Annotated in this window: 19 protein-coding genes; 12 read left to right on the top strand and 7 right to left on the bottom strand. The window is 29.1% G+C overall.

Features of this window, described 5'->3' with window-relative positions:
- Positions 1–483: 483 nt before the first annotated feature.
- From gyrA to dnaA, 7 genes are all read right to left on the bottom strand, one after another.
- Positions 484–3030, bottom strand: a complete 2547-nt coding sequence (gene gyrA / locus HCG70_RS16015) for a DNA gyrase subunit A (RefSeq protein WP_055277830.1) — start codon at positions 3028–3030, stop codon at positions 484–486.
- A 33-nt stretch (positions 3031–3063) separates the two neighbouring features.
- Positions 3064–4980, bottom strand: a complete 1917-nt coding sequence (gyrB, locus tag HCG70_RS16010; protein ID WP_172676195.1) for a DNA topoisomerase (ATP-hydrolyzing) subunit B — start codon at positions 4978–4980, stop codon at positions 3064–3066.
- A 53-nt stretch (positions 4981–5033) separates the two neighbouring features.
- Positions 5034–5294 carry an extracellular matrix regulator RemB gene (remB, locus tag HCG70_RS16005; RefSeq protein ID WP_221698000.1) on the bottom strand — a complete coding sequence of 87 codons (261 nt, stop codon included), beginning with the start codon at positions 5292–5294 and terminating at the stop codon, positions 5034–5036.
- Between the two features lie 13 nt (positions 5295–5307).
- Positions 5308–6393 carry a DNA replication/repair protein RecF gene (gene recF / locus HCG70_RS16000; RefSeq protein WP_042397181.1) on the bottom strand — a complete coding sequence of 362 codons (1086 nt, stop codon included), beginning with the start codon at positions 6391–6393 and terminating at the stop codon, positions 5308–5310.
- 65 nt (positions 6394–6458) lie between these two features.
- Positions 6459–6665 carry an RNA-binding S4 domain-containing protein gene (locus tag HCG70_RS15995; protein WP_042397456.1) on the bottom strand — a complete coding sequence of 69 codons (207 nt, stop codon included), beginning with the start codon at positions 6663–6665 and terminating at the stop codon, positions 6459–6461.
- 42 nt (positions 6666–6707) lie between these two features.
- A complete protein-coding gene (dnaN, locus tag HCG70_RS15990; RefSeq protein WP_042397184.1) occupies positions 6708–7808 on the bottom strand; it encodes a DNA polymerase III subunit beta in 1101 nt (366 codons plus the stop codon).
- Positions 7809–8080: 272 nt separating this feature from the next.
- Complete coding sequence (gene dnaA / locus HCG70_RS15985) at positions 8081–9442, bottom strand: chromosomal replication initiator protein DnaA (protein ID WP_042397186.1); 1362 nt, start codon at positions 9440–9442, stop codon at positions 8081–8083.
- 523 nt (positions 9443–9965) lie between these two features.
- On the opposite strand from dnaA, the gene rpmH reads away from it, so the two are divergent.
- The 12 genes from rpmH (at position 9966) to HCG70_RS15925 (ending at position 19644) form a co-directional block, all read left to right on the top strand.
- The gene (gene rpmH / locus HCG70_RS17855; protein WP_032116814.1) at positions 9966–10100 is read left to right on the top strand and encodes a 50S ribosomal protein L34; all 135 of its coding nucleotides are present in this window, start codon (positions 9966–9968) and stop codon (positions 10098–10100) included.
- Positions 10101–10164: 64 nt separating this feature from the next.
- On the top strand, positions 10165–10518 hold the full coding sequence (gene rnpA / locus HCG70_RS15975; protein WP_042397193.1) for a ribonuclease P protein component: 354 nt from the start codon (positions 10165–10167) through the stop codon (positions 10516–10518).
- The gene (gene yidD, locus HCG70_RS15970) at positions 10515–10727 is read left to right on the top strand and encodes a membrane protein insertion efficiency factor YidD (RefSeq protein ID WP_042397196.1); all 213 of its coding nucleotides are present in this window, start codon (positions 10515–10517) and stop codon (positions 10725–10727) included. The genes rnpA and yidD overlap by 4 nt, the downstream gene beginning before the upstream one ends.
- 13 nt (positions 10728–10740) lie before the next feature.
- Positions 10741–11508: a membrane protein insertase YidC gene (gene yidC / locus HCG70_RS15965; protein ID WP_042397200.1), complete on the top strand. Its 768-nt coding sequence runs from the start codon at positions 10741–10743 to the stop codon at positions 11506–11508.
- A 30-nt stretch (positions 11509–11538) separates the two neighbouring features.
- A complete protein-coding gene (jag, locus tag HCG70_RS15960) occupies positions 11539–12162 on the top strand; it encodes an RNA-binding cell elongation regulator Jag/EloR (RefSeq protein ID WP_042397204.1) in 624 nt (207 codons plus the stop codon).
- Positions 12163–12294: 132 nt separating this feature from the next.
- Complete coding sequence (gene mnmE / locus HCG70_RS15955) at positions 12295–13674, top strand: tRNA uridine-5-carboxymethylaminomethyl(34) synthesis GTPase MnmE (RefSeq protein WP_042397208.1); 1380 nt, start codon at positions 12295–12297, stop codon at positions 13672–13674.
- Positions 13675–13684: 10 nt separating this feature from the next.
- Complete coding sequence (gene mnmG, locus HCG70_RS15950) at positions 13685–15574, top strand: tRNA uridine-5-carboxymethylaminomethyl(34) synthesis enzyme MnmG (RefSeq protein ID WP_172676196.1); 1890 nt, start codon at positions 13685–13687, stop codon at positions 15572–15574.
- A gap of 1 nt (position 15575) precedes the next feature.
- Positions 15576–16292: a 16S rRNA (guanine(527)-N(7))-methyltransferase RsmG gene (gene rsmG, locus HCG70_RS15945; protein ID WP_042397213.1), complete on the top strand. Its 717-nt coding sequence runs from the start codon at positions 15576–15578 to the stop codon at positions 16290–16292.
- 168 nt (positions 16293–16460) lie between these two features.
- On the top strand, positions 16461–17231 hold the full coding sequence (gene noc / locus HCG70_RS15940; protein ID WP_042397216.1) for a nucleoid occlusion protein: 771 nt from the start codon (positions 16461–16463) through the stop codon (positions 17229–17231).
- 216 nt (positions 17232–17447) lie between these two features.
- Positions 17448–18209, top strand: coding sequence for a ParA family protein (locus HCG70_RS15935; RefSeq protein WP_042397219.1), 762 nt, complete (start codon positions 17448–17450; stop codon positions 18207–18209).
- Positions 18210–18223: 14 nt separating this feature from the next.
- Positions 18224–19102, top strand: a complete 879-nt coding sequence (locus HCG70_RS15930; protein ID WP_042397221.1) for a ParB/RepB/Spo0J family partition protein — start codon at positions 18224–18226, stop codon at positions 19100–19102.
- Between the two features lie 38 nt (positions 19103–19140).
- Entirely contained in the window at positions 19141–19644 is a 504-nt protein-coding gene (locus HCG70_RS15925) for a DUF4446 family protein (protein WP_042397225.1), read from the top strand.
- Positions 19645–19727: the final 83 nt, after the last annotated feature.

The following is a 19727-nucleotide window of genomic DNA, read 5'->3' as shown; positions in this document are numbered from 1 at the left end:
CTTTGTTTTAAGACTCTCAAAAGAATTGCTGGTTTACTTTAACTATATTCTGTTCAATTTTCAAAGACCATTTACTCCGTCGCCCTCAAGCGACTTCTTTATCTTATCACTACTCTTTTTCCTTGTCAACAACTTTTTTTAAAAAAGTTTTTTTGACATTTTATTGGGTAATGAATTATTTATTGTCACTTCAAAATAAACTCATTCAACAACTTTCGTTTGTTTTGTTCATTTGTCATCAGCGACGTGTTTTATCTTAACATTAACATAAATATTAATCTTTTATTTTTTTTGATTTAAATTAAATTATATTTATTTTTCTCTTATTTTATTTATTTTACTTTATTTTTCTACTATTGATACACTAGGCACAGAGTACATATATTTTTTTGCATTATGTTCTACTTTATATAAAAAAAGTGATAAATTACAAATCTATTATTTGTAATTTATCACTTAACATAATTAAATATATTTAATATTTTATTCTTCTATATCTTCTTTTTGAGCTTCTTCTACTAATCTATCTAAACTAGTATCATTGCTTTCTTCAATCACTTCATTATCTGCACATGCTTCTAATGTTAATTGTTCATCACTTTCTTCTTCTCCATTACTTGCTATCTTAGCAACAGCAACTACTTTTTCTTCTTCAGTAGTTCTCATTAAAGTAACTCCCATAGCAGATCTACTGGTTACTGATATATCAGATACATTTATTCTAATTGCAATTCCACTTGTATTTATAAGCATTAATTCATCTTCTGGCTTACAAACAGTAGCACCTACAACCTTACCTGTCTTTTCACTTATCTTATAAGTAATAAGACCTACTCCACCTCTATTTTGTCTCTTATATTCAGTTAATGGAGTTCTCTTACCAAATCCATTCTCACTAATTACTAATAAATCTTCTTCATCAACTGCTATATCCATACAAACAGCTATATCATTTTCTCTTAAGTTCATAGACTTAACTCCTGATGCTGTTCTTCCCATAGGTCTTACATCTTGTTCATTGAACTTAATTGCATTACCCTCTTGAGAAACTATTATAATATCAGCATCTCCTCTTGTAACCTTAACCTTAAGAAGTTCATCACCTTCTCTTAAGTTAATAGCTATTAGTCCACTCTTTCTTAAGTTCTTAAATTCTGATAAAGGTGTTTTCTTAACTAATCCATGCTTAGTTGCCATGAATAAATATCCTTCATCAATATTATCTCTAACAGTTAATACAGTTTCTATTTTTTCATCTTGTTCTATTTGAATAAGATTTATTATATTAGTTCCTTTTGCTGTTCTTCCAGCATCAGGAATTTCATATGCTCTCTTCTTATATACTCTACCTCTATTAGTAAAGAATAATACATCTGAATGAGTCGAAGTAACTAAAACATGTTCTACGAAATCATCTTCTTTTGTAGACATTGCTTGAATACCTCTTCCCCCTCTTCTTTGAGCAGAATATGTATCAGCTGATATTCTCTTAATATATCCTGAGTTAGTTAGTGTAATAACAGTTTCTTCTTCTTGAATTAAATCTTCTATATCAATGTCATTAACAACTTTTTCTATTTGAGTTCTTCTTTCATCGTTATATCTTGCCTTTATTTCAAGTAATTCTTCTTTAATTACACCTAATAATTTTTCTTCACTTGCAAGAATTGAATTTAAATAGCCAATAAGTTTCATTAACTCAGCATACTCTTCTTCAATTTTATCTCTTTCTAAGCCTGTTAATCTTCTTAATCTCATTTCTAAGATAGCAACAGCTTGTTTTTCAGATAATCCAAATCTTTCGATTAATGTATTCTTAGCTATTTCACTAGTTTTTGATCCTCTAATAATATTAATTACTTCATCAATATTATCTAAAGCTATTCTTAATCCTTCAAGAATATGAGCTCTCGCTTGTGCTTTTTCTAATTCAAATATTGTTCTTCTAGTAACAACTTCTTTTTGGAAACTAATATAGTTACTTAATATTTCTTTTAAATTTAAGACTTGAGGCTCATTATTTACTAAAGCTAACATAATGATACCAAAAGTATCCTGCATCTTTGTATGCTTAAATAATAGATTTAAAACAACATTTGGATTTGCATCCTTCTTTAATTCTATTACTATTCTCATACCGTCTCTGTCAGATTCATCTCTTAAATCTGAAATTCCAACAATCTTTTTATCTTTAACTAAGTCAGCAATGCTTTCTATAAGTTTAGCCTTATTAACTTGGTATGGAATTTCTGTAACTATTATTCTATGTCTTCCATTTTCCTCTTCAATTTCAGTTTTAGATCTAACTACAATTTTCCCTTTTCCAGTTTCATATGCAGCTCTTATACCTGATTTACCCATTATTATTCCACCTGTTGGGAAGTCAGGTCCCTTTATACATGTCATAATATCTAATCCTGTAGCTTCAGGATTATCTATTAACATTATAGTTCCATCAATAACTTCACCTAAGTTATGAGGAGGAATATTTGTTGCCATACCAACTGCTATACCTGAAGATCCATTAACTAAAAGGTTTGGATATCTTGAAGGTAACACTACTGGTTCTTGTTCCTCACCATCAAAGTTTGGCATGAAATCAACAGTATTCTTATTAATATCTCTAAGCATTTCAATTGCAATTTTATTCATTTTAGCTTCTGTATATCTCATTGCCGCTGCACTGTCTCCATCAACAGAACCGAAGTTACCGTGACCGTCAACAAGCATATATCTCATTGAGAAATCTTGAGCCATTCTTACTAATGCATCATAAACTGATGAATCACCATGTGGATGATATTTACCTAAAACTTCCCCAACTATTCTGGCACATTTTCTGTATCCCTTATTAGGCTCTAAGCCCAACTCTTGCATTGCATAAAGAATTCTTCTATGAACTGGTTTAAGACCATCTCTTACGTCTGGAAGAGCACGCCCAACAATTACGCTCATCGCATAATCAATGTAGCATCTTTTCATTTCTTTATTTATATCTACATGTATAAATTTTCCCTCGTTTAAGTTCATGTACTCACCTCAACTAATACTAAATATTTAGTACTATATATCTAAATTGCTAACTTTATTAGCATTCTTTTGAATAAATTCTCTTCTTGGTTCAACCTTATCTCCCATTAATATAGTGAATATTTCATCAGCAGCAATAGCATCTTCTACAGTTGCTTTTAAAAGAATTCTATGTTCTGGGTCCATTGTTGTATCCCATAATTGATTAGCATTCATTTCTCCAAGACCTTTGTATCTTTGAATGTTTATTGAGTTATCTTTTCCACCAAACTCTTCTAAAATCTTATCAAGATCTTCATCCGTATATGCATACTCTTCTCTCTTACCTTTGCTAACTTTATATAATGGTGGTTGTGCTATATAAACATGACCTCCATCTATAAGTGGTCTCATATATCTATAGAAGAATGTTAATAATAAAGTTCTTATATGAGCACCATCAACATCGGCATCGGTCATTATTATTATTCTATTGTATCTTAATTTTGCTTCATCAAAATCTTTTCCTATTCCTGCACCAAATGCAGTAATCATAGATCTGATTGTGTCTGAATTAAGTATTCTATCTAATCTTTGTTTTTCAACATTTAATATTTTACCTCTTAAAGGTAAAATAGCTTGGAATTTTCTATTTCTTCCTTGCTTTGCTGAACCCCCGGCTGAATCCCCTTCGACTATATAAATTTCACATTCCATTGGATCCTTAGATGAACAATCTGCTAATTTACCTGGAAGTGTAGATCTTTCAAGAACTGATTTTCTTGTAAGTTCTCTAGCTTTTCTAGCTGCATCTCTAGCTCTTGCTGCCATTAATGCTTTATCTATTATAATCTTACCTACTGCAGGATTTTCTTCTAAGAAAATACTTACACCTTCAGCAACTATTGAATCAACAACACCTCTAACTTCTGAATTTCCTAACTTAGTTTTAGTTTGACCTTCAAATTGAGGCTCAGATATCTTAACAGAAACAACAGCTGTAAGACCTTCTCTTGCATCATCACCAGATAGATTCTTATCATTATCTTTAATATGACCAAATCTCTTAGCATAATCGTTTATTGCTCTTGTTAAAGCACTTTTAAATCCAGCTAAATGAGTTCCCCCTTCAATAGTATCTATATTGTTAGCAAAAGAATATAGATTTTCATTATATCCATCGTTATATTGAAGGGCAATTTCAGCTATTATTCCATCTTTTTCACCTTCAACATAAATAGGAGACTCATGTAAAACTTCTTTATTTCTATTTAAGTAAGAAACGAATTCTTTTATCCCACCTTCATAGTGGAATTTTTCAACTCTTTCTTCACCTTCTCTTTTATCAGTTAAAGTAATTGCAATTCCTTTGTTAAGAAATGCTAATTCTCTTAATCTACTTGCTAATACTTCAAAATCAAATACAGTGTCTTCAAAAATTTCATGATCTGGTTTAAATAATACCTTAGTTCCATGTTCATCAGATTCACCAATCTTCGTTAAATCACATAAAACATTTCCTCTTGAGTATTTTTGTTGCCATATGAAACCTTCTCTTTTAACTGTAACTTCGCAGTATTCAGATAATGCATTAACTACTGAAGCACCAACTCCATGAAGACCACCAGATACTTTATATCCACCGCCTCCAAATTTTCCTCCAGCATGTAAAACAGTCATTATAACTTCAACTGTAGCTTTACCCATTTTAGGGTGAATTCCAACTGGCATACCTCTACCATCATCAACTACAGTAATTGAATTATCTTCATTTATTGCAACTTCTATATTTTTACAGAATCCAGCTAATGCCTCATCTATACTGTTATCAACTATTTCATATACTAAATGATGAAGACCCCTAGAACTCGTGCTACCTATGTACATACCAGGTCTTTTTCTTACAGCCTCTAAGCCTTCTAAAACCTGAATCTGACTTTCATCATAACTTTGCTTATTCTCTTCCAACATAAATTCCTCCTTATACTTTTAATTTTTTTAACTATGAAGGCTAAATATTGGACTTATGGATTATAATCAATATTTGTTCTCTTAGTTAAAGTAGATGATGAAATAGGTGATAAATACACCTTACTCATTTTATTAACTTCCGCTATAACAAATGATTTAGGACTTTCCCTTGAAATTCTTTCAACAAATCCGTCTTCTTCAGCCATTCTCAAAAATGATATTGTATCTGAACTATACATTGATGTTTGTAAGTCAAATATACCAATTACATCTTTTATTGGTACTACTACATTTTCCCCTAAGTGTAAAAACATAAGAACTCCTCCTTTAGTTAAGAATTTCTCCATCCTTAACTTTAAAAACTTTAGATTTATCATCCAAATACTCATATAAATCTTCAATTCCAGTACATGTAATAATTGTTTGGATATCTCCTATTGTACTTAATATATATCTCTTCCTACTAAAATCTAATTCAGAAAGTACATCATCTAAAAGTAAAACTGGGTGTTCTCCTGTAAGCTCCTTAATGATTTTTAAAGATGCAAATTTAATAGTTAAAACAGCAGTTCTTTGTTGTCCTTGAGACCCATAGCTTTTTGTGTCAATATCATTAATTAAGACTATAAAATCGTCTCTATGTGGTCCTACAGAGGTAATTCCTCTCTCGCTATCTCTAACTCTATTTTTTTCTAATAGTGCATAAAAATTATCTTTTATATTTTCTAAATCTTTAATAGTACTAGTATATCTAAATTCAATTTTTTCTTTTCCTGAAGTTATGTCTGAATGTATTTTTTCAGAATACTTATTTAGCTTTTTAATGTATTCTAATCTCTCCATTATTATATTATATCCAAATTCAACCAATTGCATATCATATACCTCTAAAATATCTTTATTTATATTTCGATTTCTTAATATGCTGTTTCTTTCATTCAAAACTTTATTGTATTGAACAAGATTATAATAATATTTAGGATTTAATTGACACAACTCCATATCTATGAATTTTCTTCTTACACCGGGAGAATCCTTAATTATCTTTAAATCTTCCGGAGAAAACATAACAACATTAAAATTTCCGAATAATTCACCGATCTTTTTAATTTTAATCTTGTTAATTTGTATTGCTTTTTTTCCGTCCTTAAGAATGCTTATATCTATTCTCTTATCCAATCTCTCTCTACCAACAGAAACACTTAAAAGTGCATTATCAGCATTCCAATTAATAAGTTCCCTGTCTTTTGATGTCCTATGAGACCTTGCAAAAGCACAATAGTATATACCCTCTAATATATTAGTTTTTCCTTGAGCATTATCGCCCATAAAAACATTAACATGTGGACCTAAGCTTATATCCAATACATTATAATTTCTGTAATTAAGCATTTGCAATCTTTTAATAAACATCTTAAACACCTTTAATTATAACATATTAAACTTAATAAGGTTAAGCACTCTGGGAAAAATAGTCTTTAGACTACTTCGTAACTTTCCCCATTAAATTCAACTATGTCACCTTTATATAATTTTTTTCCTCTTTGAGTGCAAATTTCATTATTAACTTTAACAAGCTCATCTAAAATTAACATTTTAGCTTCTGAACCCATAGATACTGCACCTGAAAATTTTAAAAATGAATCTAATTTAATAAACTCTGTTGTAATTTCTATTTTATTCATAACGCTTCTTGTATAATTATTCAAGTTTTATACAAGTTCCTCCTATCTTACTAGTCTTACTGGTAAAACTAAGTATTTAGCATTATTGCTATTTTTTCCTTTTATTACACATGGACTAACACTTGAAGTCATTTCAATAACCACATCATCTTCTTCCATATTCTTCAATACATCTAATAAGTATCTTGAATTAAATGCAATTTGTATTCCTTCACCTTGCAGATTTATGTTAACTTCTTCTCTTACTTTTCCCAATTGAGAATTAGAAGTGATAACTAAAGTATCTTCTTGTACATCTAATCTTATTAAATTGCTATTTCCGTCTTTCGCCATTAGTGATGCTCTTTCAATACCTTGTTGAAGTTCTTGTTTTTTAACATTCACTAATAATTTATATTCTTGAGGTAAAAGAGAAATATAATTTACAAATTTACCATCTAATAATCTAGATATAATTTTTGTATTATTAATATTAAATAAAATATGATTGTTAGTAAAAGTGATTTTTACAATATCAGCATTATCTTCTAATATTTTTGAAACTTCATTTAAAGTTTTTCCTGGTATAACAACTTCGATGTTATCATCAACATCTAGCAATTCACTTCTAACAGCTAATCTATATCCATCTAATGCAACTAAATTAAGCTCTTTATTTTTAACTTCAAAAAGTATCCCTTGTAATATTGGTCTAGCTTCATCTAGAGCTATTGCAAAAGAAGTTCCTTTTATCATATTTTTTAATAAGTTTTGTGGTACTTCTACATTAAGGTCTTCATTGATGCTTGGTAACGCTGGATAATCAGTTGCATTCATATAAACAACATTGAAAACAGACTTTTCACAAGTAATTTGAACTAAATCATTTTCAGCTATTTCTATTTTTACATCTGAATTTGGTAATTTTCTTATTATTTCAGAGAAAATCTTAGAATCAATTACAATACTACCTTCTGTTAATACTTCAGCTTCTACTTTTGTTTCGATACTAACATCCATATCAGATCCTATTAATGTTAGACCTTCTTTAGTGGCTTGAATGTAAATACCTTCTAATACAGGCATAGTAGTTTTTCCTGTTATAGCTTTTGTAACGATAGAAATTCCATCTTGTAATTTTTGCTTTGAGCATATTATGTTCATAATCTTACCTCCTAAGTTATACACAGTTATGCACATAGAATTATGCAATTTAAATAGATAATATATATATAATAAATATAATAATAGTAGTAGTAAGGGCTGTGGATATGTGGATAAGTACCTCCAGCCCTTATTTTTCAATAAAATTCATGCAAAAAATACTGTGGATAAGTCGGTAACAAAATCATACTCTTATCCACAGTATTCACAGCCAAAGACGAATAAATGACTTATCCACAAACTATTCACTAGTTATTATGTACAGTTGTTGATTATTTTTGAGTTAACTTTTTTGTTATATCATTTATTGTGTGTTCTAAGCTCTCGTCTTTATTTAGGCTTTCTGATATTTTTTCATAAGCATGAATTACAGTAGTATGGTCACGTCCACCAAATTCCTCGCCAATTTTAGGTAATGACATGTCTGTAAGTTTTCTGCTTAAATACATAGCTATCTGTCTTGGATATGCTACGTTTCTTGTTCTTCTCTGTGATTTCAAGTCCTCAACTCTTAAATTAAAGTAAGCAGCTACAACATCTTGAATAAGATCTATAGTAATGCTTTTATTTTGCTTATTTGAAATTATATCTTTTAAAGCTTCAGTAGCTAAATCAACAGTAATTTCACGATTTGTTAAAGATGAATATGCTACAATTCTAATTAATGCACCTTCAAGTTCTCTAATGTTAGACTTTATCTTAGTAGCTATGTATACCATAACTTCATTAGGAACATTTAGCTTTTCTACATCAGCCTTTTTCTTTAAAATAGCCATTCTTGTTTCAAAGTCAGGTGCTTGAATATCAGCAATAAGACCCCATTCAAATCTTGAACGTAATCTATCCTCTAAAGTAGGAATTTCTTTAGGGGGCCTATCTGATGATAGAATTATTTGTTTATTTGCTTCATGCAATGTATTAAAAGTATGGAAAAACTCTTCTTGAGTTCTTTCCTTGCCAGCGATAAATTGAATATCGTCTATTAATAAGACATCAACGCTTCTGTATTTAGTTCTAAATTCTTCATTTTTATCATCTTTTATTGCATTTATCAGTTCGTTAGTAAATTTCTCAGATGAAACATAAACAACTTTTGCATTTGGATTATTTTGAAGAATATAATGTCCAATTGCATGCATTAAGTGTGTTTTCCCTAGTCCCACGCCTCCATAAATGAAAAGAGGATTATAAGCTTTAGCTGGAGATTCAGCAACAGCAAGAGATGCAGCATGAGCAAATCTATTACTATTACCTATTACAAATGAATCAAAAGTATATTTTGGATTTAATGTACTAGACATTTCGTCATTTACAGTAACAGCAATTCCATCATTTTTATTAGTATTTTTATTTGTTTCATTTTTTTCTTCCGCTTCTTGTATTTCAGATGCTATAACAAAATCTAAATTATATGTTTTTGAACAAGCAGCTTCGATTGAATTTATAACTAAATCTTTATACCTTTTTTCTAATATATCTTGAGTGAAGGAATTCGGAACACTGATTATGATAGTATTTGATGACATGGATATTGGCTCGCAACTTTTAATCCAAGTGTTAAAACTAACCTCAGTTAACTCGCCTTTTATTATGTTTAGGGTTTTTTCCCACAATTCTTTAAGCTCAGTTTCCATTTAAGCTATCCTCCAAAAAAAGAAATTTTAAAAAATTATTAACAAGATATCAACAAAGTTATTAACAAAAAAATGATTATGTTGATAAAGTTGATAAAATTAATAACATGTTAACAATTTATGTAGATAATATAATTACATTATAGTTATCCACAATTTTAGATATTATAAACATAGATATTATTAACAGCGAATAAAAGCCCTAGTTTTGATAATAATAACTACGTAATTATAGAGTTAATAAGAAAGATTGAACAAGTTATACACAGATTAATCCACAATTGTGGATAAGTTAAGTTATTCACATTTTTATTCACACTTATACTTAATAATATCATATAGTTACATAAGTTATCAATAAGTTATCCACAAATTTTAACCTGTGAATAAAATTATCAACAGTTTTGCGGAATTTAATTCATATTGACAGTAAAAAGGTAAATATATATAATGATAAGGTAACTTTAAATTGAGAAATATAGTTTTTACTATAAATAAATCACTCAAAGGGGGTGTATTTCGAATGTTCATGACATACCAACCAAAAAAGAGACAAAGAAAAAAAGAACATGGTTTCAGAAAGAGAATGAGCACTGCTTCAGGAAGAACTGTTCTTAAGAGAAGAAGACAAAAAGGTAGAAAAAAATTAACAGCATAAGGGCCGCACTTTGTGGCCTTTTTTCTGCACATGCAGGTATTTTAAGGAGAGTTTATTAAAACTTATGATATACAAATTAAGAAAGAATACAGAATTTAGACTTGTTTACAGAAGAGGAAAGTCTTATGCTAATAAATTATTAGTTCTATATGTTTTTAATAATAAGAAGAATATTAATGAAGAAAATGAATTATATAATAAGGTAGGAATTTCTGTAAGTAAAAAAGTTGGAAATAGTGTAGTAAGAAGTAGAAGTAAAAGATTAATATATGAAAGCTATAGGTTAAATGTTAAAGACATTAAGACTGGATATGATTTTGTTTTTGTAGCTAGAAGTGCTATTAATGAAAAAAAATATAGCGATGTAGAAGCAGCTATGATAAACTTATTGAAAAAGGCAGGAATATATTTAAAATGAAAAAATTGCTTTTAAATATTATAAAGCTATATCAAAAATATTATTCTCCTATGAGACCTAGAAGATGTATATTTGTTCCTACATGCTCACAGTATGCAGTTGAGGCAATTACTAAATATGGTGTACTTAAAGGAGGATTTTTATCTATAATGAGAATTTTAAGGTGTAATCCTTTTAACAAAAATGGGGGATATGATCCGGTAAAATAAGGAGGCTATTAGAATGTGGAATGCAATTGTAAATGTAATGACGAAAATGTTCGATGCTTTACATAATATGATTATTGCATTAGGGGTACCAGAACATGCAGAAGGGATTTCGTATGTATTAGCAATCGTGCTTTTTACAGCAATTATAAGATTATTAATATTACCTCTTAATATTAAAGCAACAAAATCGAATGCAAAAATGCAAGAAATACAACCAGAAATGCAAAAACTTCAAAAGAAGTATGCAAATGACCCACAGAAGTTACAATTAGAAACTTCTAAATTAATGAAAGAAAACAATGTTAGTATGTTCGGTGGATGTCTACCAACATTATTACCATTACCTATATTATTTGCTTTATATGGGGTATTTAGAACTATAACAGCAACACCTGGGGCTGATACATCGTTCTTATTCATACCAGATATATTCGCTTATCCAAAAGGGATTGGATTTGTTTCTATAATACTAGCTATATTAGCAGCATTAAGTACTTATATACCATCATTATTATTAAGTAAATCAATGCCTCAGCAAGAAGGCGGAATGAATATGAGTACTATGAATATTGTTATGTCAGGTATGATGGGATTCATGTCTCTTCAATTCCAACCAATATTAATAATTTATTGGATAACTGGTGGGATAATTCAATTAATTCAAACATATTTCTTAAATTATCGTCCAGCAATGAAAAAGAAAAAAGTTGAAGAAGAAAAGGCGGCGCAAGCTAAAATTCAAAAAGCTAAAAAATCTACACCAAAAACTAAAAAGAGATAATTATCATATTTTATAGGTGGTGAATAGGGTATGAAAACAATAGAAATGACTGGTAAAACGGTTGATGAAGCTTTAAAAAATGCATTAGATGAATTAAAGCTTACAAAAGAAAATGTAGATGTTGAGATAATTGATGAGGGTAGTAAGGGTTTATTTAACCTAATAGGAGCTAAGCCAGCAAAGGTTAGGGTAACTAAAAAGCCTGATAGTATAGATAATGCAAAAAAGTTTTTAACTGATGTATTAAATTCTATGAATATAAAGGCTGATATTAATATTAAAGAAGAAAATGATGTTGTAAATATTAATTTATGTGGCGATAAGATGGGATTAGTAATAGGGTATAGAGGTGAAACATTAGATTCGCTTCAATATTTAGTTTCTTTAGTAATAAATAAGAATCATGAAAATCCTTACAAGAGAGTCGTATTAGATGCAGAAAATTATAGAAGCAAAAGGGAAGAAACTCTAGTAAGAGTTGCTCAAAAAGCTGCTTATAAAGTAAGAAAATCTAAAAGACCTTACAAATTAGAACCTATGAACCCATATGAAAGAAGAATTATTCATTCAGCGTTACAAGAATATAATGATATTAACACATATAGTGAAGGTGAAGAGCCTTTTAGAAGAATAGTAATAAGTTTCAAAAAATAATAAGAGAAGACTTTTTTAAGTCTTCTCTTATTATTTTTTTAGAATTTTGACTTATATAAAATAGTTATGTAAAATGAATAATAGCGAAAATAGGGCATAATAATTAAAAACGGAAAATCCGGAGGATTAAGAATGAAAGAATTTGATACAATATGTGCTATAGCTACTGCTTTAGGTGAAGGTGGTATTGCAATTATTAGAATATCAGGAGATAAAGCATTAGATATAGCATCAAAGATATTTAAGCCTAAAAGCAATGATGATATTAGAAATATGAAATCTTATACAATGAAGTATGGACATATTTATGATGGAGAAACTAATGAGCTTATTGATGAAGTGATAATTAGTTTTATGAAAGGACCTAAGAGTTTTACAGCAGAAGATACAATAGAAATAAATTGTCATGGTGGAGTTGTTTCAACTAATAAAGTTTTAGAAACAGTAATAAAGGCTGGAGCAAGACTTGCAGAACCAGGAGAATTTACAAAAAGAGCATTTTTAAACGGTAGAATTGATTTATCTCAAGCTGAAGCTGTTATGGATATAATAACTGCTAAAACTGATTTAGCAATGAAATCAGCATTAATGCAGAGTAATGGATATTTATCGAAAGAAATTAATAGATTAAGAGAGTATATGTTAAATATATTAGCTTTAGTTGAGTTTGCAGTTGACTTTACAGAAGATGATGAAGAAATAGATCCAAGTATACCATTAAAGGTTGGAGAAAGTTTAGAAAAGGCTATAAGTGAAATGAATGGACTTTTAAAGAGTGCAGATGAAGGAAAGCTAATAAGAGAAGGATTAAGCTTAGCGATTGTAGGTAAGCCTAATGTAGGTAAATCATCACTATTAAATGCCTTATTAAGACAAAAAAGAGCAATAGTAACTGATATTGCTGGAACAACAAGGGATATTATAGAAGAGTACATAAATTTAGATGGAATTCCTGTCAAAATAATAGATACAGCAGGGATTAGAGAAACTGAAGATGTTGTAGAAAAAATTGGAGTTGAAAGATCAAGAGAAAAAATTCAAGAAGCTGATTTAGTATTATTAGTACTTGATTCTTCAAGAGAATTAGATGATGAGGACAAAGAAATTATTGATTCTGTTGGAGATAAGAAGTGTGTTGTTATATTAAATAAGATAGACTTAGAATGTAAGATAGATGAAAATGTAATAAGCAACTTTGAGAACATAATCAAGATATCAGCTAAGGAAGAAATAGGATTAAGTGATTTAAAAGAAACCATAAAAGAACTATTCTTTAGTGGAAAAATTGATACAGAAAGTCTAATTATATCTAATTCAAGACATAAGCAAGCTTTATTTAGAGCATTAGAAAATGCTGAAATGGCATTAAGTAAAGTAAGAATGAACGAATATTTAGATTTAATATCTATTTTTGTTACTTCAGCACTAAGAGCTTTAAATGAAATCACTGGTGATGAATTAGAAGAAGACTTAGTAAATAAAATATTTGGAGATTTCTGTGTAGGAAAGTAGGAGTATAGAAATGAGATATAATGCAGGAGAATACGACGTAGTTGTAGTTGGTGCTGGTCATGCAGGATGTGAGGCAGGACTTGCGTCAGCTAGAATGGGATTAAAGACATTAGTATGCACAATAAATCTTGATGCAATCGGATTAATGCCATGTAATCCTAATATAGGAGGTACAGCTAAAGGACATTTAGTAAGAGAAATTGATGCACTTGGTGGAGAAATGGGAGTTAATATAGATGAAACATTTATTCAATCAAGAATGCTAAATACTTCTAAAGGACCGGCAGTACACTCATTAAGAGCACAAGCAGATAGAAAAAAATATCAAAACAGAATGAAAAGTGTATTAGAAAATCAAGAGAATCTTGAGGTTAGACAACTTGAAGTTATTGATATTGATATAGAAGATGGTAAAGTTGTTGGTGTTTTAACTAAAAATGGAGCATTTTTTAAATGTAAAGCAATAATTTTAACAACAGGTACATATTTAAGAGCAAAAGTAATAATTGGTGATGTTATTTATAATAGTGGACCAAATGGTTTAGCACCAGCTAATGAATTAACTCAACATTTAATGGATCTTGGAATCGAAATGAGAAGATTTAAGACTGGTACACCAGCAAGAATAAATAGAAAGTCCGTAGATTTTTCTAAGATGATAGAACAACCAGGTGATGAAAAGATAGTACCATTTTCATTCATGAATGATAATATTGAAAGAGAACAAATTTCTTGTTGGTTAACTTACACTAATGAGGAAACTCATAATATTATAAGAGAAAATATAGGTAGATCACCTTTATATAACGGAAGTATTGAAGGGGTAGGACCAAGATATTGCCCATCTATAGAAGATAAGGTTATGAAATTCCCTGATAAGAATAGACATCAAATATTCATAGAACCTGAAGGTGAAGATACATTAGAGATGTATGTAGGTGGAATGTCTTCATCATTACCAGAAGATGTTCAAATTAAGATGTATAGAACATTAGATGGACTTGAAAATGTTGAATTTTTAAGAACTGCATATGCAATTGAATATGATTCAATTAATCCTATGCAATTAAAGCCAACATTAGAGTTTAAAACAATAGAAGGATTATATGGAGCAGGGCAATTAAATGGTAGTTCAGGATATGAAGAGGCTGCTGCACAAGGGATAGTAGCAGGTATTAATGCGGCTTTAAAGATTAAAGGTGAAGAGCCAATGATATTAACTCGTTCTGATGCATATGCAGGAGTTTTAATAGATGATTTAGTTACAAAAGGTACAAACGAACCTTATAGAATGATGACTTCTAGGGCTGAATATAGATTGTTATTAAGACAAGACAATGCAGATTTTAGATTAACTGAAATAGGAAGAAGAGTAGGGTTAGTAACAGACGAAAGATATAATAGATTCTTAAATAGAAAAGCTAATATAGAAAGTGAAGTTGAAAGATTAAAGAATTTACAAATAACTAATAAGAGAGAAAATAATGAATTCTTAGTTAGTCTTAATTCTACAGAATTAAAGAAACCTATTAGCATGTATGAATTAATCAAGAGACCTGAATTAGATTATTTCATGTTAGCACCATTAGATTTAGAAAGACCTAATTATACAGATGATATTGGGGAACAAGTAAATATAATAGCAAAATATGAAGGATATATAGCTAGTCAATTGGATCAAGTTAAGCAATTTAAGAAGTTCGAAAAGAAGCTATTACCAGAAAATATAGATTATAATGATATAAAGGGATTAAGAGTTGAAGCTATTCAAAAATTAAGTTCAATAAGACCTGTAAGTATAGGTCAGGCTTCAAGAATATCAGGAGTTTCTCCAGCAGATATATCTGTATTACTTATTTATTTAGAACATCAATATAAGAAGAATAAAGTGGAGGAATAAAATGAAATTTTTTGACTTAATGAAAGAAGCTGCTAATGAAGTAGGATTAGAATTAACAGAAGTACAATATGAGCAATTCATTAAATATATGAGACTTCTTCAAGAATGGAATGAGAAAATTAACTTAACAGCTATAACTGAAGATGAGGAAGTTATAAAAAAGCATTTTATAGACTGTATTAAAGCATTTAAGTCTGATGCAATTAAGAATGCTAGGAATATAATTGATGTTGGAACAGGAGCTGGTTTTCCAGGATTACCAATAGCAATAATGAATCCAAATGTAGAAGTAACTCTTTTAGATTCATTAAATAAGAGAATTAATTATTTAAATATAGTAGTAAGAGAACTTGGGTTAAAAAATGTTACAACTATTCACTCAAGAGCTGAAGATGGGGCTAGAAAACAAGAATTAAGAGAGAAATTTGATGTTGCAACTTCAAGAGCTGTAGCTAATATGGCTGTTTTATCTGAATTCTGTATGCCATATGTAAGAAAAGGTGGATATTTTGTAGCCTTAAAAGGGCCTTCTATAGATGAAGAACTTAAAAATGCTGGTAATGCAATAAAAACTTTAGGTGGAGAGTTAAAGGGAATAATAGAAGTTTCTATTGAAGAAACTGACTTAAAACATAATATTGTAGAGGTTGAAAAAATAAAACCATGTCCTAAGACTTATCCAAGAAAAGCAGGAACAATTACTAAAAAGCCATTATAGAATAAAACAAATTATATATAGTAGGGTACCATATGAAATAAAAAATAATATAATGATTTGTCTTACAAAACTATAAGAATATAGAAGGAAATAAAAAAGAAAAAGCGGAATTGTTAAAATATGGAACTAAATGTTGATTAACAAATTGTGAGGGATGGTCGTACAAATATGAATAAAGAAATAATGAACATAAAGGTAGAGAGTATTTTTCCAAATACATATCAACCAAGAAAGTTTTTTAATGAAGAAGCACTAAATGAATTAAGCCAATCGATTATAGAACATGGTATAATTCAACCTATTACAGTTAGAAGAATGGGAGATAAATTTGAATTAGTAGCAGGGGAAAGAAGATGGAGAGCCGCTAGAATGGCAGAACTTGAATTTGTACCGTGTAATGTAATTGATATTACAGATACAGAATCAGCAGAATTAGCATTATTAGAAAACCTGCAAAGAGAAGATTTAAATTTCATGGAAGAAGCTGAAGCATATTACAATTTAATTAATGACCATAAGTTTACTCAAGAAGAATTAGCAAAAAGAATGGGTAAAAAACAATCAACAATAGCTAATAAATTGAGATTATTAAAGCTAAGCGATAAAGTAAGAATTTTATGTCTTGAAAATAATCTAACGGAAAGACATGCAAGAGCGTTATTAAGTTTACCAAATGAAGAATTACAATTAAAGGTTGTGAAAAAAGTAATAGCAAATTCTTTAAATGTAAAGAAAACTGAAGAGCTAATTAATACTGAGTTATTAAAATTAGCTGGTGAACAAATGAAAAAGAGAAAAGGTAAAGGGGTTTTACCTGGGAAGTTATATGTTAATACTATAAAGCAAGTATTAAATAAGTTTAATATTCCAGCTGAATACAAACTTCAAGATAAGGAAGAATGTATTGAGATAACAGTTTCTATACCTAAAAACAAATAAGATTTTCAAGGCACTCAAGCTTTATTTTGAGTGCCTTTTTATAATATGTTTCACGTGAAACATTTACTAAGAAAAATTTTTTATTAAATATTTCACGTGAAATAATAATTAACTTAAATTTCATCTTATTTTTAATAACACTATCTTTAACTATTACAAGAAAATATATATAATATACATATGGGAAGGGGGTGAAGTCCTTAATAAGGACTTTTTATGAAAAAAATTTGTATTTTTAATCAAAAGGGTGGAGTTGGAAAAACTACTACTAATATAAATTTATGTGCTTTTCTAGCAATGGAGGGCTATAGAGTATTAACAATAGATATTGATCCTCAGGGAAATACAACTAGCGGTTTAGGATTAGACAAGAGAAACTTAGAATATTCTATGTATGATGTATTAACTGCTGATACTTCTTTAGAAAATGTTATTATTAAGAGTGAATTAATTCCTAATTTATACATAGCACCATCAACTATGGAATTAGCAGGTGCAGAAGTTGAAATTATAGGAGTAAAGGATAGGGAAACTATTCTTTTAAGAGAAATATCTAAGATACAAGATCAATATGATTTTATATTCATAGATTGCCCACCATCATTAGGTGTTTTAACAATAAATGCATTAACTGCTGTTGATTCAGTACTGATTCCAATACAATGTGAATTCTATGCATTAGAGGGTGTAGGTCAATTAATTAATACAGTTCAATTAGTTAAAAAATCATTAAATAAGTCTCTTGATATAGAAGGTGTAGTAATGACTATGTATGACTATAGAACTAATTTGAGTAATGAAGTATATGAGGAAGCAAAAAAATTCTTCAATGATAAGGTATATGAAACGACTATTGCTAGAAATATAAGATTGGCAGAGGCACCAAGTTTTGGATTACCTATTATGCTTTATGATGAAAAGTGCAAAGGCGCTGCAGCATATAAAAAATTTGCGAAAGAGTTTTTAAGTAAGCAATAAAGGGGTTGAGAAACATGAGCAAAAAATTTGGGTTGGGTAAAGGTCTAAATGCTCTTATACCTGAAGATACTATGATTTTAGATAAAAAAGAACCTAAAACAGAAGTTAAAAATGAAGGATATACATTAATTGATATTAATTTAATTAAAAATAATGATAGTCAACCAAGAAAAAGATTTGATGACGAAAGAATTATGGAATTAGCGGAATCTATAAAAAGCAATGGAATAATACAGCCTTTAATATTAAAAAAAGATAAGGGTGAATATGTAATTGTTGCTGGGGAAAGAAGATGGAGAGCTGCTAAAACAATAGGAGTAAAAGAAGTTCCTGCTGTAGTAATGGAATTAACTGAAAAGCAAGTATTAGAAATATCTTTAATTGAAAATATTCAAAGAGAAGACTTAAACTCTATAGAAGAAGCTACTGCATATAAAAAATTGATAAATGACTTTAGTTTGACTCAAGAGCAATTAAGTAAAAGAATTGGAAAATCACGTGTTGCTATAACTAATACATTAAGATTATTAAATTTAAGTGATGATGTTCAGCAATATATTATTGAAGGGGTTATATCTGAAGGGCATGGAAGAGCTTTATTAGCTATTACTGATAGTAAGCTTCAATGTGAATTAGCTCAAAATGTTATTGATGATAAGCTATCAGTAAGAGAATTAGAAATGCAGATTAGAAAGTTAAAAGATAATTCTGGTCGATCTAAAAGTAAATCTCGAAAAGAAAATAATCCTTATTATAAAGATTTAACTGAAAGACTAGAAAATTATTTTGGAACTAAGGTTAATATAACTAATAAAAATAATAAAGGGAAAATTGAGATTGAATACTATTCTGAAGAGGATTTGCAAAGAATACTAGAGATAATTAATTTATAAATGTTTCACGTGAAACATTTGAAGGGAAGATGCAGAAGATGGACAGCATAATAAATATAATTAATCAATATTCAATCTTTATAATAATAGGATTATCAATAATCACATTATTATTATTTATAATGACAATGATATTATTATCATCTGTAAATAAACTTGAAAAAAAGTATAGAAAGATGATGCGTGGTGTCAATAATAAAAATTTAGAAGAAGCTTTAAATGATAACTTAGATAATATTGGAAAAGCACTTGAACAATCAGAGCTAGCTATTAATGAATGTAAAGCAATTTCTGAAGAAATGAAAGGTTGCGTAAATAAAATTGCTATTATGAGATATAAAGCTTTTGAGGATGTTGGAAGTGACTTAAGTTTCTCAGTAGCGATATTAGATTCATTTAATGATGGTGTTATTATAACAGGAATATATTCTAGACATGATAGTACAACTTATGCAAAGCCTATAGATAAGGGAATATCAAGATATGATTTATCAGAGGAAGAAATTCATGTATTAAATGAAGCTATTAATAGTAAAAATTAAAATAACATGGAGCTGTCGCAATAGCGGGTAAAAAAATCCGCTAGCGATAGCTCTTTTTCTATATTTTCAAAAAAATAATTGTA

It is taken from the genome of Clostridium sp. K04, assembly GCF_019734375.1.
Lineage (GTDB): Bacteria > Bacillota > Clostridia > Clostridiales > Clostridiaceae > Clostridium > Clostridium saudiense.
The sequence above is the reverse complement of the archived record's forward strand: the minus strand, read 5'-3'. Positions and strand labels throughout refer to the sequence as shown.